15 protein-coding genes are annotated in these 14363 nt (G+C 63.9%); 6 read left to right on the top strand and 9 right to left on the bottom strand.

Features of this window, described 5'->3' with window-relative positions:
• Positions 1-9: 9 nt before the first annotated feature.
• The 3 genes from serC to A2J01_RS34405 all read left to right on the top strand — a co-directional run bounded on the left by serC (position 10) and on the right by A2J01_RS34405 (position 3111).
• Positions 10-1131: a phosphoserine transaminase gene (gene serC / locus A2J01_RS34415; protein WP_007733484.1), complete on the top strand. Its 1122-nt coding sequence runs from the start codon at positions 10-12 to the stop codon at positions 1129-1131.
• Positions 1132-1331: 200 nt separating this feature from the next.
• Positions 1332-2273 (top strand): septation protein SepH, encoded by a 942-nt coding sequence (gene sepH, locus A2J01_RS34410; protein WP_030535368.1) that lies wholly within the window; start codon positions 1332-1334, stop codon positions 2271-2273.
• Between the two features lie 52 nt (positions 2274-2325).
• Positions 2326-3111, top strand: coding sequence for a DUF6928 family protein (locus A2J01_RS34405; protein WP_042451221.1), 786 nt, complete (start codon positions 2326-2328; stop codon positions 3109-3111).
• 20 nt (positions 3112-3131) lie between these two features.
• Here A2J01_RS34405 and A2J01_RS34400 read toward each other — a convergent pair whose 3' ends face one another.
• The 3 genes from A2J01_RS34400 to A2J01_RS34390 are packed head-to-tail and all read right to left on the bottom strand — an operon-like array spanning position 3132 to position 4834.
• The gene (locus A2J01_RS34400) at positions 3132-3392 is read right to left on the bottom strand and encodes a DUF2537 domain-containing protein (RefSeq protein ID WP_030535366.1); all 261 of its coding nucleotides are present in this window, start codon (positions 3390-3392) and stop codon (positions 3132-3134) included.
• The gene (locus A2J01_RS34395) at positions 3389-4195 is read right to left on the bottom strand and encodes a TrmH family RNA methyltransferase (RefSeq protein WP_003939731.1); all 807 of its coding nucleotides are present in this window, start codon (positions 4193-4195) and stop codon (positions 3389-3391) included. Before A2J01_RS34395 ends, A2J01_RS34400 begins: the two co-directional genes overlap by 4 nt.
• A 48-nt stretch (positions 4196-4243) precedes the next feature.
• Positions 4244-4834 (bottom strand): TetR/AcrR family transcriptional regulator, encoded by a 591-nt coding sequence (locus A2J01_RS34390; protein ID WP_030535365.1) that lies wholly within the window; start codon positions 4832-4834, stop codon positions 4244-4246.
• 70 nt (positions 4835-4904) lie between these two features.
• Here A2J01_RS34390 and A2J01_RS34385 point away from each other — a divergent pair, with 70 nt between their 5' ends.
• The gene (locus A2J01_RS34385; protein ID WP_003940103.1) at positions 4905-5453 is read left to right on the top strand and encodes a hypothetical protein; all 549 of its coding nucleotides are present in this window, start codon (positions 4905-4907) and stop codon (positions 5451-5453) included.
• Here A2J01_RS34385 and A2J01_RS34380 read toward each other — a convergent pair.
• From A2J01_RS34380 to A2J01_RS34370, 3 genes are all read right to left on the bottom strand, one after another.
• Positions 5437-6744, bottom strand: coding sequence for an MFS transporter (locus A2J01_RS34380; protein WP_064114468.1), 1308 nt, complete (start codon positions 6742-6744; stop codon positions 5437-5439). The genes A2J01_RS34385 and A2J01_RS34380 overlap by 17 nt on opposite strands.
• Before the next feature lie 80 nt (positions 6745-6824).
• Positions 6825-7256: a MarR family winged helix-turn-helix transcriptional regulator gene (locus tag A2J01_RS34375; protein ID WP_064114462.1), complete on the bottom strand. Its 432-nt coding sequence runs from the start codon at positions 7254-7256 to the stop codon at positions 6825-6827.
• A 65-nt stretch (positions 7257-7321) separates the two neighbouring features.
• A complete protein-coding gene (locus A2J01_RS34370) occupies positions 7322-8776 on the bottom strand; it encodes an NCS2 family permease (protein WP_003940242.1) in 1455 nt (484 codons plus the stop codon).
• 102 nt (positions 8777-8878) lie between these two features.
• Between A2J01_RS34370 and A2J01_RS34365 the strand changes: the two genes are divergently transcribed.
• Both A2J01_RS34365 and A2J01_RS34360 read left to right on the top strand, forming a co-directional pair.
• Positions 8879-9136 carry a DUF2530 domain-containing protein gene (locus tag A2J01_RS34365; protein WP_007733492.1) on the top strand — a complete coding sequence of 86 codons (258 nt, stop codon included), beginning with the start codon at positions 8879-8881 and terminating at the stop codon, positions 9134-9136.
• A 90-nt stretch (positions 9137-9226) separates the two neighbouring features.
• Positions 9227-10267: an iron-siderophore ABC transporter substrate-binding protein gene (locus tag A2J01_RS34360; protein ID WP_082901008.1), complete on the top strand. Its 1041-nt coding sequence runs from the start codon at positions 9227-9229 to the stop codon at positions 10265-10267.
• Here the strand turns inward: A2J01_RS34360 and A2J01_RS34355 are convergent.
• From A2J01_RS34355 to A2J01_RS34345, 3 genes are all read right to left on the bottom strand, one after another.
• Positions 10257-10808 (bottom strand): phosphatase PAP2 family protein, encoded by a 552-nt coding sequence (locus tag A2J01_RS34355; RefSeq protein WP_007733495.1) that lies wholly within the window; start codon positions 10806-10808, stop codon positions 10257-10259. The two genes, A2J01_RS34360 and A2J01_RS34355, sit on opposite strands and share 11 nt — an antisense overlap.
• Before the next feature lie 6 nt (positions 10809-10814).
• Entirely contained in the window at positions 10815-13487 is a 2673-nt protein-coding gene (locus A2J01_RS34350; RefSeq protein ID WP_064114461.1) for a sacsin N-terminal ATP-binding-like domain-containing protein, read from the bottom strand.
• A gap of 68 nt (positions 13488-13555) precedes the next feature.
• Positions 13556-14363 (bottom strand): DUF3027 domain-containing protein (locus A2J01_RS34345; protein ID WP_231916243.1); only part of this gene is annotated, 808 nt, incomplete at its 5' end.

Raw genomic sequence — 14363 nt, 5'->3', positions numbered from 1 at the left:
AAAGAAGCGATGACCTCCACACCGATCATCCCCGCCGACCTCAAGCCCGCCGACGGACGCTTCGGCTGCGGTCCTTCCAAGGTTCGCCCCGAGCAGCTGCAGTCCCTGGTCGAGGTGGGCGCTTCGGTGTTCGGCACCAGCCATCGCCAGAAGCCGGTCAAGAACGTTGTGGCCAGCATTCGTTCCGGCCTCGCCGATCTGTTCTCACTGCCCGAGGGCTACGAGGTCGTCCTCGGCAACGGCGGAACCACTGCGTTCTGGGATGCGGCCGCATTCGGCCTCATCCGCGAGAAGTCGCTGCACCTGACCAACGGCGAATTCAGCTCCAAGTTCGCTTCGGTCGCCAAGGCCAACCCGTTCATCGGTGACCCGATCGTCGTTTCCGCCGATCCGGGCAGCGCACCGGTGCCGGTCTCCGACCCGTCCGTCGATCTCATCGGCTGGGCGCACAACGAGACCTCCACCGGTGTGTCGATCCCCGTCTCGCGTCCCGCGGGTTCGGAGAACGCACTGATCGCCATCGACGCCACCTCGGGCGCCGGCGGACTTCCGGTCAATGTCGCCGATTCCGACGTCTACTACTTCGCTCCGCAGAAGTGCTTCGCTGCAGACGGCGGACTGTGGATCGCGCTGATGAGCCCGGCCGCCCTCGAACGCGTCGCGGAGATCAAGGATTCGGGACGCTGGACGCCTGACTTCCTCTCGCTGCCCATCGCCGTGGACAACAGCTCCAAGGATCAGACGTACAACACCCCGGCCCTGGCCACCCTCTTGCTCTTCGCCAACCAGATCGAGTGGATGAACAGCAACGGCGGCCTCGACTGGACTACCGCTCGCACCGCGGATTCGTCCTCGCGCCTGTACAACTGGGCCGAGGCCAGTGAGTTCGCAACGCCGTTCGTCGCTGATCCGGCACACCGCTCGCAGGTTGTCGGCACCATCGACTTCAACGACGACGTCGACGCTGCCGAGGTGGCAAAGATCCTGCGCGCCAACGGAATCGTCGATACCGAGCCGTACCGCAAGCTCGGCCGCAACCAGCTGCGCGTCGGCATGTTCCCGGCCATCGACCCCGATGACGTCACCGCTCTCACCAAGAGCATCGACTGGGTCGTTTCTCAGCTCGGCTGATTTTCACATTTGCTTCACCGCTCGGCCCCCGGCATGACGTCGGGGGCCGAGCGTCGTTTGCGCCAGGCCTTGTGAGCTACCACACCGGTGGGCGGATCCGAGGTCATCTCGCCCTGCGTGTCCTGCCGAGTCCATGGTCACGAATGAATTACAGTTGAGCGCGGCGCAAAGTCGCGAGCCGGCGCGATAAGGAGGTCAATGTGCGAGAGCTTCGAGTGATCGGACTTGAACCCGATGGATCGCATGTGGTGTGCGCAGATGCTGAAACCGGCCAGAAATTCCGGCTTCCCGCCGATGACAAACTTCGTGCAGCTTCCCGCGGAGACGTGGCTCGACTCGGCCAGATTGAGATCGAAATGGAAAGCCAACTCCGTCCCCGCGAAATTCAGGCGCGCATTCGTTCCGGTGCCTCCGTAGAGCAGGTCGCCGAAGAAGCGAAGATCCCCATCAGCAAGGTCGAGCGCTTTGCGTACCCCGTTCTGCTCGAGCGCTCCCGCGCCGCGGAAATGGCGCAGGGCGGACACCCGGTGCGCGACAACGGTCCGACAGTTCCCACCCTCTCCGAAATCGTGACCCACGCATTCCGCGCCCGCGGCCACAGTATCGACGAGGCCACCTGGGATGCCTGGCGCGACGAGGACAATCAGTGGGTCGCGCAGTTGCAGTGGCAGGCCGGCCGCACCACCAACGCCGCGCACTGGCGCTACCAGCCCGACGCGCACGGCGGAACGATCGTCGCACTCGACGACGCGGCATTCGACTTGATCGATCCTGACTTCGGTCGCCCACTCCGCGGCCTGGTACCGGTGGTCTCGAACGAGCCGCAGCAGCTCGAACTGTCCCGATTCGACGTCGAGCCGGTGGCGGAGATCGAGCCCGAGCCCGCAGCAGTTTCCGAGCGGACAGCAGTTTCCGAGCGCACAGTAGTCCCCGAGCGGACGGTGGTGGCGGAACGGATCGTGGCGCCCGAACCGATTGCTGTCGAGCCGGAAACCGTCGTCACCGAAGAGGTTCCCGAACCCGCACCGGATGTGACCCCGAAAACCGCTCCGCAGCAGACGCAGACCAAGGACAAGCGCGGACGGCCTGCTCTTCCCTCGTGGGACGACGTACTCCTCGGGGTCCGCAGCAGCGGTCGCTGACCCGAAGGAAAGTATTCTTCTTTCGAGCGAGGCTGAGGAGAGAGGGCTGCCGGTGGCTGCACGGGTATCGACGATCTGGTTTCTGGGCGGCGCAGACGCTCGCACCGAATTGAGCAGGTACCCACAGCCGGATCAGACCGAGGCCCTGAAAATCGCCATGTCGCTGTACCCGGACAAGGAGTTCGAGTCGCTCGGGCCTCAGCCGCTGTCGATGGCCGCGACGGTGAGCCCCGGCTACGTCTTCGTCGGCGCGTACGGTCGAGTGAGTGTCGTCTGCAGCTCCGAACTCAGCACCTTCGTCCCCTCGAAACTGCCTGATTCCTGGCACCTTTCGGCAGAGGGGGGCTCGACGCTGTTGATCAGCTCCGTCCCCGAAACCGCGCAGGGTTCGTTTGCACTGTGGGAGGACGGCGAGCTACGACGCTCGTTCAGTGCCATCCCGATCGACATCGTCGAAAATCTGGGGATCCCACAGACCTGGGAACTGGAATTCTGGGCCGGCAACCATCCCCTGCGTTACCCGCCCGGGATCCTGCCTGATCCGCAGTCACTTCCGTTCCACCCGCAACAGTTCGCAGAGTCCGCCAACCTCGAGTGGCTGGGATTTCGATACACCGGCGCGCCGCGAGAACACGAACTCGACACAACGCAGATTCTCCTGTGGGGCTTCAAGATTCACCGACCCGGCGAGGCACCCAAACCTGCACCACCAGCCCCCGCGCCGATGCCCGAGCAGGCGCCGACAGAGGTACCCATGCCCGAAAACATGCCGCCGATCCACGACGCACCGGTGGCCAAGCCGCGCGGCCGCCTCGCTCGGTACTTCGGCTTCAAGTAGCGCCGAGCAGCCTCACAGGTTCACGCGGCTATCGCTGCGATCCACCCGAGCGGTACGCCGGCTACCGCGCCGTAGACCACCCATCGCCAGACGGGGACGGCTCGCCAGCGCCAGACGGTCGGCGCAAGTCCGCCTACCGCAATGACATTGACGACAACCGCCAGGAGCACGTTCACGTTGCCCAGCGCGACACAGAACGCCGCGACGGCACTGGTCGAGAGCATGGCTGCGAACACCGACACCGCGATTCCTGTGAACCAGGGCGTGCGGTCCTGAGTCACCGACCGGTCCTGACACGTTCGTAGAAGGCCATCGCCGCTGCGGTCGCGACGTTGAGCGAGTCGGTGCCGGGCGCCATGGGTATCTTGGCACGAATGTCGGTGGCCCGCATCGCATGTTCGGTCAAACCTGGCCCCTCGGCGCCCAGCAGTAGCGCTACCTTCTCCCCGGTCATCGCTTCGGCCAAAGTGACCGCTTCCGGATTCGGAGTCAAGGAAATGAGCTGAAAACCGTTGCCACGCAGCTCATCCAAGTCGTGTGGCCACTTTGCCACATGCGCGAAGGGCACTCGCAGCACGTGCCCCATCGACACACGGACCGACCGCCGGTACAGCGGGTCGGCACAACCCTTCCCGAACAGAACTGCATCGACACCGAGCCCCGCCGCGTTGCGGAACATCGAGCCGAGATTCTCGTGATCGTTGACGCCTTCGAGAACCACGACGGTCTTCGCGTCCTTCAACACGTCCGAGACCGCGAGCGGTGCCGGGCGCGCTGCTGCAGCGAGGACGCCGCGGTTGAGGTGAAATCCGACGACCTCGGCCATCACTTCGGCGCTCGTACGGTAGAACGGCACGTCCACACCGTCGAGATCGTCAGCGAGCTCCAGGAGCCGTCGTTCGACGCCGAGGAGACTGATCGGCTCGAACCGCGAAGTCAGCAGTCGCTGAGTGACGAACACTCCCTCGGCGATGACCAGTCCCTTGCCCTCCGGGAGGTCGGGGCGCCGATCCGAAGAGTTGAGATCGCGAAAGTCATCCAGCCGGGGGTCGGCGGGATCTGAGATGTCGATGACGTGAACCACGGGTCTATCGTGCCGTACGCACCGCGAGCCCCCACCACTACTCCCGACCTAACGCAACAGCGTGACAAAATGCGCGTCGAGCACCTGGCTGATCACCTCTGGATTGGTTCGCTCGGGATTGTCGACGCCGTGCGACGCGAGCCCGTCGGCGAGCGCATGCAATCTCATCGCCTCGATGTCGACCGAGGCACCCGGCCGTAGAAAACCCGCTCGATGCGCCGCTTCCACGAACGAACGAAAGTGCTCGAACAAGGTCCGGTCTGTCTCGTCACGCACGGCCGTCAACGCCGAATCGGCTTGGGCGGCAGCAGCAAAGGCCTCCCAAACCTGCATTTCTTCACGCCGATCTTGGTCGAGGGGAACGAACTGATCGGTGAACTGACGGATCGCGCGGCGGATGTCGGGATCGAAGTCGATGCCGGCAATCCTTTCCTCCACCCGGACGGTCACGAGCGTCATCGCGAACAGCAAGAGTTCGGACTGCGTCGCGAAGAAGTGCCGTAGCGACCCCGTCGACATCTTCGCCTCGTCCGCGACCGCCCGGACGCTGGCGCTCGCCACACCGTCTCGACGGATCACACGCCACACGGCCTCGGCGATCTCTTCACGCCGCTCATCCGGACTGCTACGTTTCACCACTTCACAAAACTAACACAGCTGTGCTAGTTTTCAATCACTAACACAGTCGTACTAGAAATGAGCTGATGTCATGATCGTCCACTTGATCATCGCGTGCGAAATCATGTTCTGGGTGTTCATCGCCGCAGGTCTCGCGGCCCGCTATCTACTGCGCCGCAAAACGCTGGGCGCCGCACTGCTCATCTGCGCGCCCCTGGTGGATGTCGTACTGCTCGTCGCCACAGCCCTCGATCTTCGTGGCGGTGGCGAGGCGAACTTCACCCATGGGCTTGCCGCGGCCTACATCGGATTCTCCGTCGCGTTCGGACACAGCCTCATCTCCTGGGCCGACGCCAGGTTCGCCTACCGATTCGCCGGCGGCCCGGCTCCCGTCGCACCACCCAAGTACGGGAGTGCGCGAGCACTGCGCGAATGGCGCGAGTTCGGCAAAGCCGCGATCGCCTGGGCCGTCGCGTGCGGACTTCTCGGCGCGGCCATCTTCCTCGTCGACGACCCCACCCGCACTGGAGCCCTCGACGGATGGATCAGCAAGCTGACAGTGGTACTCGCAATCTGGGGAGCAATCGCCCTGAGCTACACGGTGTTTCCCAAGCGTGAGAAGGTCACGGCGCGCGGCTAGCCTCGACTGCCTGTTCGGTCGCGTCGCATACGATCACCGGACGCAGGACGAAAACCGGCAGCCTGCCACCGTCTTCCGGTCGCGCAAGACGAAGTTTCAGCCCTTCGCTGCGTAGCAGGTACACCCCGGCCACAGTGCCCGAGACGAGCGAGATCACTCCGCCCACGATCAAGGGCGCACGTGGGTCCACGGAGTCGGCGAGCCAACCCAGCAACGGGCTTCCCAGCGGTGTGCCACCGAGGAAACTGAGCATGTAGATACCCATCACCCGCCCGCGCATCTCGGAAGGCACCGACATCTGCAGGATGTTCATCGCGGACGTCGTGAACGTCAACGTCAGTGCGCCCGTGGGGATCAACATCAGCGCCACCAACGCGTAGGTGGGCATCAATCCCACCGCGACCTCGAACACACCGAAAGCCACGGCGGCACCGAGGAACGTCCGCAACCGCGGCGCTTCCTTCCGTCTTGCGGCGTACGCAGCGCCGGCAAGGGTGCCCACGGCAAGCGTCGTGGACAGCAATCCGTAACCGTCGGCCTCGAGGCCGAACGTGTTGCGCGCCATCACCGCCAGGCTGATCGCGAAGTTCAGGCCGAAGGTCGAGACCATGAAGACCGACACCATGATCACGCGAAGGTCCTTGCGGCCCCATACATATCGGAACCCGTCGCGCACCTGCCCCTTGGTGCGCGGGGCCGGTTCCGACGGGATCAACTCCTTCTTGTTCATCAGGTAGAGCGCGATGAGCACCCCACCGAATGTCGCGACGTTGAGCAGGAACACCCACCCTGTTCCGATCAGGTTGATCAGCACACCCGAGATGGCCGGACCGACGATGCGGGCCGTGTTGAACGTCATGGAGTTGAGCGCGATGGCGTTGGACAGGTGCTCCTTGCCCACCATTTCGATGGTGAACGATTGACGCACGGGTGCGTCGAGCGCCGAGACACAGCCGAGGGCAAAGGCAATCAGGAAGACATGCCACAACGCGACGAGCCCACCGACGTCCAGCAGACCCAACACCAGCGCGCATACCGCACTCGCCCACTGCGTGAAGATCAGGATCCGACGCTTGTCGTACCGATCGGCCAGCACCCCACCCCACACCGACAAGAACAGCGTCGGGCCGAACTGCAAGGCCATGACGATGCCCACCGCCAGCGCGTTGCCGTCCGAGAGCGTCAGTACCAGCCAGTCCTGGGCGATGCGTTGCATCCACGTGCCGACCAGAGAAACGATCTGTCCGGAAGCCCAAAGGCGGTAGTTGCGGTTGCGGAGCGCGGCAAACATGCCGGAATCGGGGTCTCGGGGCACCCCACTATCTTGCCCCTCGAGTAATTCGTTTGGGCAACGACCTCTAGGTAGCGGAGCTACTCCGTCTTGTTGACCGTCTCGGTGATGATCTCGACGGCACCGCGCAGTGTCGCGAGTTCTTCGCCACCCAGCCCGGCCAGCTGCTCGTTCATCCACGCCTCACGCGCATGGGTTTCGTCCGCGAGCAACGCCTGCCCGGCGTCGGACAGATTCACGATGATCTGACGACCGTCCGTGGGATGCGGCGAGCGCTCGACCAGACCGAGCTCGGCGAGAGAAGCAACAACGCGCGTCATCGACGGCGGCTGCACTTTCTCACGTGCTGCGAGTACGCCAGGAGTCATCGGGCCGTACTGATCCAGGCTCGCCAAGGCGGACAGTTGCGTCAGCGATACCTGAGCGTCGACTCTGCGGCCGCGCAGATGCCTGGTGAGACGCACTACAGCCAGGGAAAGATCGCTGGCCAGCGCACGAGTTTCGGTGGTCACGCGTCAGACAATACGTCAAGAGCTGGCCGGTAGCTCACGTAATCGAATACCGGTCAACCCTGATTTCACGTAAGGGCGTCGGTAATGGGTCCGACAGTGAAGTAGGCCACAAAAAGTGCCGCCACGATCCAGAGCAACGGGTGGATCTTCTTGATACCACCGCTGGCAGCGTGCAGGACCACCCATGAAATGAAGCCGACGCCGATGCCGTTGGCGATCGAGTAGGTGAACGGCATGACGATCATGGTCAGGAACGCCGGGAGAGCAACCGAGAACTTGGTGAAATCGATGTCTCGGACCTGCCCGATCATCAGCGCACCGACGACGACGAGGGCAGGCGCAGCTGCCTCGATCGGCACGACGGAGTAGAGCGGCGTCAGGAACATCGCGACGAGGAAGAGCAGTCCGGTCACGACGTTTGCCAGGCCCGTGCGGGCGCCTTCGGCGATACCCGACGCGGATTCCACGAACACGGTGTTCGACGACGCCGAAGCGCCACCGCCGACGATCGCGCCCGCGCCTTCGACGACAAGCGCGCGACCGACGTTGGGGAGGTTTCCGTCCTTGTCGGTCAGGCCGGCTTCCTTACCGAGACCCGTCATCGTGCCCATGGCGTCGAAGAAATTCGCGAGCACGAGGGTGAAGACAAGCAGGCTGGCGGCCAGAACACCGATGCGGGTGAATGCGCCGAAGATGCTGACGTCGCCGACCAGGCTCAGATCAGGCATACCACCGAGCATCTCCGGGATCGCGGGGATGCTGAGGTTCCAGCCCTTGGGGTTGGTTCCGAGCGAGGGTCCGACGTCGGCAACTGCCTCGATGATCGCAGCGAGGATCGTCGTGACGACTATGCCGATCAGCAGTCCACCACGAACCTTGCGCACTACCAGAACACCCATGAGCAGCACACCGAAGATGAACACCACGGTCGGCCACGAAGCGATCGAGCCGTTGATTCCGAGGCCGACGGGAACCGTCGTACCGGCGGCATCGGGGATACGGCGGACGAATCCGGCGTCGACCAGTCCGATGAAGGCGATGAACATGCCGATACCGGCCGCGATCGCGGACTTCAATGCCGAGGGAATCGCATTGAACACCGCAGTTCGGAAACCGGTGAGTGCCAACAGAACGATGATCACACCGTCGATGACCACCAGGCCCATCGCCTCGGGCCAGGTGACCTGAGGTGCGATTGTGACGGCGAGCAGGCTGTTGATGCCGAGACCCGCGGCGATGGCAAACGGATAGTTGGCAACGACACCGAAGACTATGCTCATCAGGCCCGCAACCAGAGCGGTGACCGCAGCCACCTGGTTGACCGGAAGGATGTTGCCGAGAACGTCGGTCTTCGCTGCAGCGTCGTCAGCCGAGAAACTGCCGAGGATCAGGGGGTTGAGGACCACGATGTAGGCCATCGCCACGAAGGTGACGACACCGCCGCGAATCTCGGTCGAGATCGTCGACCCTCGTTCGCTGATCTTGAAATAGGTGTCGAGGATCTTGCCGGGTGCCGCCATGTTTGTTCTTTCCCCATCGCTGTAGGTCGCCGTGTGCCGGCGCACATGAAGCCGGTCGCACTAGGGAGAGTAGGCCACCGGGGTACGGGTAGCGTTAATTTTGTGACGGAGACTCGCAACACAACAGGCCTGATCGGCAAATTGTCCGCACCCGCGCCGGCACTGATCATCGGCACCGCGTTGTGGGTGATCGCCACGATCGTGGTCGCGGTGAGCGGCGACCGTTGGTCGGATGCACTCCCGATCTGTTACGCGGGTATCGGAGTCGGCTTCCTCGGCTTCGCTCTGTTCTCCATTCAACGACGCGCAGCTGTGCGCGGTGACAAGGGCGCACAACAGGGCGCCGGTCTGGTCGACTGAGCAGGTCGATTCACCCTTTCAGTATGGTAAGCCTACCCTGCACTCCAGTGTCGGTCTTAGCTTGTCAATGCTGAAAGGAACCACGTAGCCGTGAAGATCTCCCACCGAAATCGTTGGAAAAGCCGAAGACGTTGGACGAGACTGACATCCGTTGCTGTGGTCGCCCTGGTCGGCACAGCACTCGTCTCCTGCAGTTCGAACGACGACGCAGCAAGTAGTCCGTCGAGTTCCGGTGGTGGCGCCTTCCCCGTCACGATCGATCACGCTTTCGGCAGCACCACGATCGATTCCGAACCACAACGGATCGTCACCGTCGGTTACAACGACGAGCAGGCTCTGTTGGCTATGGGCATCAAGCCCGTCGGAATGGTCAACCAGTACCCGGGCGAACCGGACGTCAACCGCACGTGGCCATGGGTCACCGGCCCTTGGGGCGGAACCGAACCGACCGTCGTCGGCAGCAATCCCGAAACCACGATCAGCGTCGAAAAGATCGCTGCGCTCGAGCCCGACCTGATCCTCGCGCTCTACTCGAGCATCGACAAAGACCTGTACAGCACACTTTCCGCGATCGCCCCGACCGTCGCGAAGGATCCGGCCTACGGCGACTACGCAACTCCGTGGCAGATCACGACGAAGACCGCAGCGAAGGCAGTGGGTCGCGAAGCCGACGGCGAGAAGTTGGTCGCCGATATCGACAAGCAGTTCGCCGACGCCAGAAGCGCTCACCCGGAATTTGCAGACCAGACCGCGGTGATCATCAGCGTCGACGCGACCCCGGAGTTCTACGCCTTCTCCTCCGAGGACGCCCGCGGACGGGTTCTCGGCAGTCTCGGATTCAAACCTGCTCCCGCGGTCGAGGCCTTGATGAACGGTGAGTTCTACGCGCCGATCTCCACCGAACGACTGGATCTTCTCGACGTGGACCGTCTCGTTGTCATCGGCAATCCCGATGCCGCACAGGCGGTCCGAAACAACCCTGGCTTCCAGCAACTCGACGTGGTCAAGGACAATCGCGTCGTCTACGTCAACGACGATCAGGCTCCGCAGGTCGGTGCGGCCTTGACCGCAAGCTCGGCACTGAGCTTGCCGTGGGCCACGAGCCAACTACTCGCCGAGCTCACGAAGTAACCAGCGCCCGGCGCTTTCTGATCTGCGCGGTTCCCCAGATCCACACCCCGGCCCACATCATCCCGAACGCCCAACCTGCCAGTACATCGGTCATCCAATGGGCAGCCAGGTAGACGCGGGAGAATCCGACGGCGATCGTGTACAGGCCGAGGCTCGCGAGCATTGCCATCTTCGCGAGCCTCGGCAAGGCAAGACGAAGGATCACGGCGGCAACCGAAGTCGCGAGGATCGCGCTCATCATCGCGTGGCCCGACGGGAACGAATACGAATCGATTTCGATCAACCGCTCCGGCAGGGGTGGACGGGTTCGCGTGAAGATGCGCTTCAATCCGCTCATCACGAGCAGACCGGTCAACATCGATCCGGCGATCAGCAGAGCTTCGGTGCGTAGTCCCCGAACCAGAAGCACGATCGTGAGCAGCGTCGCGATCAGCCACGACGCGAGGGTTCCGCCGCTGTCGGTGATGACGTCGACGACGTCTACGAGCCACGCCGTCCGCTGACTCACTGCGCTGTCGAGTACCCACTGATCAAAAGACATCTGCCCTCACATTCCTTGCGGCAGAGTCCACGTACGCATCACGTGATGAACGCCGTCCGAGTCCACCCACCACGGCACGATCACCGTCGTCTCGACCGCCCCCGTCAGTTCCACCGACAGTTCGTGATGGATCACTACCTCGCCGCCGGGAACCTCACGGCCGAGGGCTGCGAAGCCGAGAACTGCCTGCGGTTCGTTCGCCCACGTCGTCACGACGCCGGTGCTGCTCACTCGTCCGTGAACGGATGCAGACGCCGTCGCGACGTCGAGCAGATCTGCCAGTGCGTCGGCCGTCTCGAAGCTGCCGAGCACCACTCGTTGTGCAGGCAGTGCCGCTCCCAGCCACGGTCGGTCGAGAACAAGGGCGTCGCCGGGATCGACCAGATCGCCGGAAAGGCCTCGCACGAACGGCGGCAGGTGCAGTTCCTCCAGGTCGAGAACCCGTCGCTGCGCTGCCTCCCCCAGTAGTCGGTGCGTCCGCGCGACAACGGCGGAGGCCGGCATCCGTAGTGGGTCGGCAAGCCGATCGAGCAGCAGCTGAGCCAGTTCCGGATCGTCGACGGTATCCGATGCCAGCAATCCGGAGAAGAATCCGGCGTCGGGGTGTTCGGCAGCATCGAGCAATCCCTCGAAGGTGCGATCGCCCGGAGCGCGCAGCAAGCCCAGCACCTCACCGCCGAGTTCGGCATTCGAACGCAACCACCACGCCGTGTATCCACGACGGTCGGTGAGCAGCGCCCGCGTCGCCGGCGACTCGACCAGCAGCGACAACGCCTGCGGCCAGCGGTCTTCGTCCACGAGATCGAGATCGCGCACGGCTTCGATGTATTCGGGGTCCTCGTCGAGGGTGTCCCACCATGCGTCTTCGGCGTCGAGATCGTGATCGGGGCCGGACGGCAATTCCTCACGGACCACCGTGAAACCCCACCCGACACCGACTACCCGTAGCGCCTGCTCCCCCACCCGCTGAACAAAATCAGCGTCGACGATGCCGAAGGGAGAATCCTCGACCAGGACGCTTGCAAGGGGAGCTCCCGGAAGCAGAAGTTGGTCGGCGGACCGCAATTCGCCTTCCGAATCAGGAAGCAGCACTTCACCGATCCACGACGGCAGCGCCCCTGGCGCCACGTGGGCCGCCAATCCGAGCACCACTTGCGCCAACTCCGTCGCTACCGAATCATCTTGGTCCGCAGCATCTTCGATCAATGCGCGCAGCGCCGGATCGGACAGCAGGTCGGTGGCACTCGCGGTCTGCGCTCCCAATCGAGACAGCAACGGGTGAACCGCGACGGGATGAACCAACCTCGTCCACTCCACCGACGGCGCGTCTTCGCCCAGTTCGACGCCGACGACGACGGTCCGCGGCCCGGTCACCGTCCGTCCATCGGAGAGCGGAACCGGCAGTGTTCCAAGCTCTTCCACCGCAAGAGTGTCGATCACCAGAGGCTCGAGAGCCGAATAGAGGCGATTCCACCACTTGGGTTCACGTTCCGAACCGCTGAGCAGTTCGGCGATGCGCGCGAGCCCGATGCGGTGTGTCGACACCGCCGCGAGCGCTCGCTCGTGCTTGGGGCCGGAGAGCTCGGGGACAACCAGGCCACCGATGATGTCGGTGAGCAACTCGGCAAGGTCATCACTGAGCCCGGGCACCACGGACGCTCGCTGCGGCGCGCGGTCGGGCTCACCGACTACCGGAAGCCACTCGTTTTCCTGCAGCTCCTTCAGAAGCGCTTCGCGCAGAAGCGAATCGGTTTCGCTGCGGGCAAAGGCAGGGATCGGGACGAGTGCCGTTCGCTGCCGAGGAGGTAGTGCAGCAAGGAACTTCGCGTACCCCTCGGCAAGCGGAGCGATCGGTGCAGCGGGCATGAGGCGTCGCCGATCGGGTTGCATTGCAATGTCGGCAATGATGATCGCGGGGATCGACAGTTCCTCGTCGGATCGCGTCGGCGCCCGCAGGACGTCGTCTGCGACCGGCTCGACGACCCCGTCGCGGACGGGCACCAACCATCGTGCGTTCGGCGCGGTGTACTGCCACCACGTGCGATCACCGATAGCGATCTCGACGAGGCCGGAATCCAGCACCCGTTCCGATCGCCGAAAAGTCTTCTCACCCAGACGAATTGATCCGAGAGCTGGGAGTTCGAGGAGCAGGTCGACAGCCTCACGTGCCATCTGCGAAAGCAGCGCTGCGGCATCGACGTCCGGCCGAAGCGTCAGCACCACTTCCGAATCGGCACCGTCGCTCGGCAATTCGCCAGAGGGCCACACCAAACGAAGTACGGGGACACCGGTTTCCGGCACGGGGAGTTCGCGAGACTCGATCTCGCGCAGAGTGTGCGAGGCGGAGAATCGAATCGATCCCGTCGACGAGCGCAGTTCCACCTCGTCACTGACCGAGAGAACTGCCGAGAATCCGACGCCGAACCGTCCCGTCACACCTTCGTCGGCGTCGACCTTGTTCGACGCGCGCAGCGCGGTCAGCGCATGTACACCGGATTCGTCCAGTGGACGGCCCGTGTTCGCCACCGTCAGCGTCCGACCGTCCACATCCACCCACAAAGAGCCCTGGACGCCCTCGCGTGCAGCTGCATCGGCAGCGTTCTGCGCCAGTTCGGTGAGCAGACGGTCGCGGTACCCGGCCTTTGCGAGGTCGGATTCCGCAGCCGCGTCTTCACGCAATCGCGTCGGAGATTCCGACCACGCGCGCAGCGTCGCCTCGCGGAGTGCGTCCGTACCGAACGGATCTTCTACTCGGTGGATACCGAATCCTCAACTGCAACAGCGCTCGACGGGCGAGCGGGCACCGCAATCAGCTCGACGGCCCCGTCGTCGAATGCGTCGAACTGCGGCGAGCCCGCACCGAGCGGCAGGCTGGTGTCCGAGTGCGCGCCACAACCGTAGGACACGCTGACCACACGGCCGTCTGCGGAGAGTTCGTTTCCGCACACACCGAACGCTGCGTGCAGCGAACCGGCGAGTGGAAGGAAGAATCCACACAGTCCACACGTCGACGGCGCGGCCTTCGCCATCTCCGACTCCGGGCCGAAGTCACCGTCGAACCAACGCTGCGCGGCATCGAGTCGGCCCTCGCGGCTCATGACCTGTTTGCGGCCGAGCCCGATTTCGAGAGCTACCTCGTCGACTTCCGGGTCACCGGTGGCGACGTAGCCGGGAACGAGGCGAGGATCCTCGGCCGGCGGGGCGAGTAGGTCACCGACGGACAGATCGCCGGGACGAATCCGCTGATCCCATGGCAGCCATTCCGGCGCAACCAACGCGTCGGGACCCGGCAACAGCGCCAACTCACTGATCGTGGCGTGGGTGTCCTCCGGTCCGGCAGCGACGACAACCGCCCACTGCCAACCGCGGTATCCCGGAATGTCTGCTGCAAATCGATGGGTGGCGGCAAATTCGTCCTCCGACGTCACGCCGAGGTATGCCCCCACACCGCCTTCATGCAGGTCGACGACTGCCTTTCGGGCAAGCTCGACCGCATCGGCCAGTACTGGGCGCGGCACTGCACGCTCTGGAGAAGTAGCAACACTCACTCCTCCA

The organism is Rhodococcus sp. EPR-134 (assembly GCF_001647205.1).
GTDB classification, from domain to species: Bacteria; Actinomycetota; Actinomycetes; order Mycobacteriales; family Mycobacteriaceae; genus Rhodococcus_F; species Rhodococcus_F qingshengii.
The sequence above is the reverse complement of the archived record's forward strand: the minus strand, read 5'-3'. Positions and strand labels throughout refer to the sequence as shown.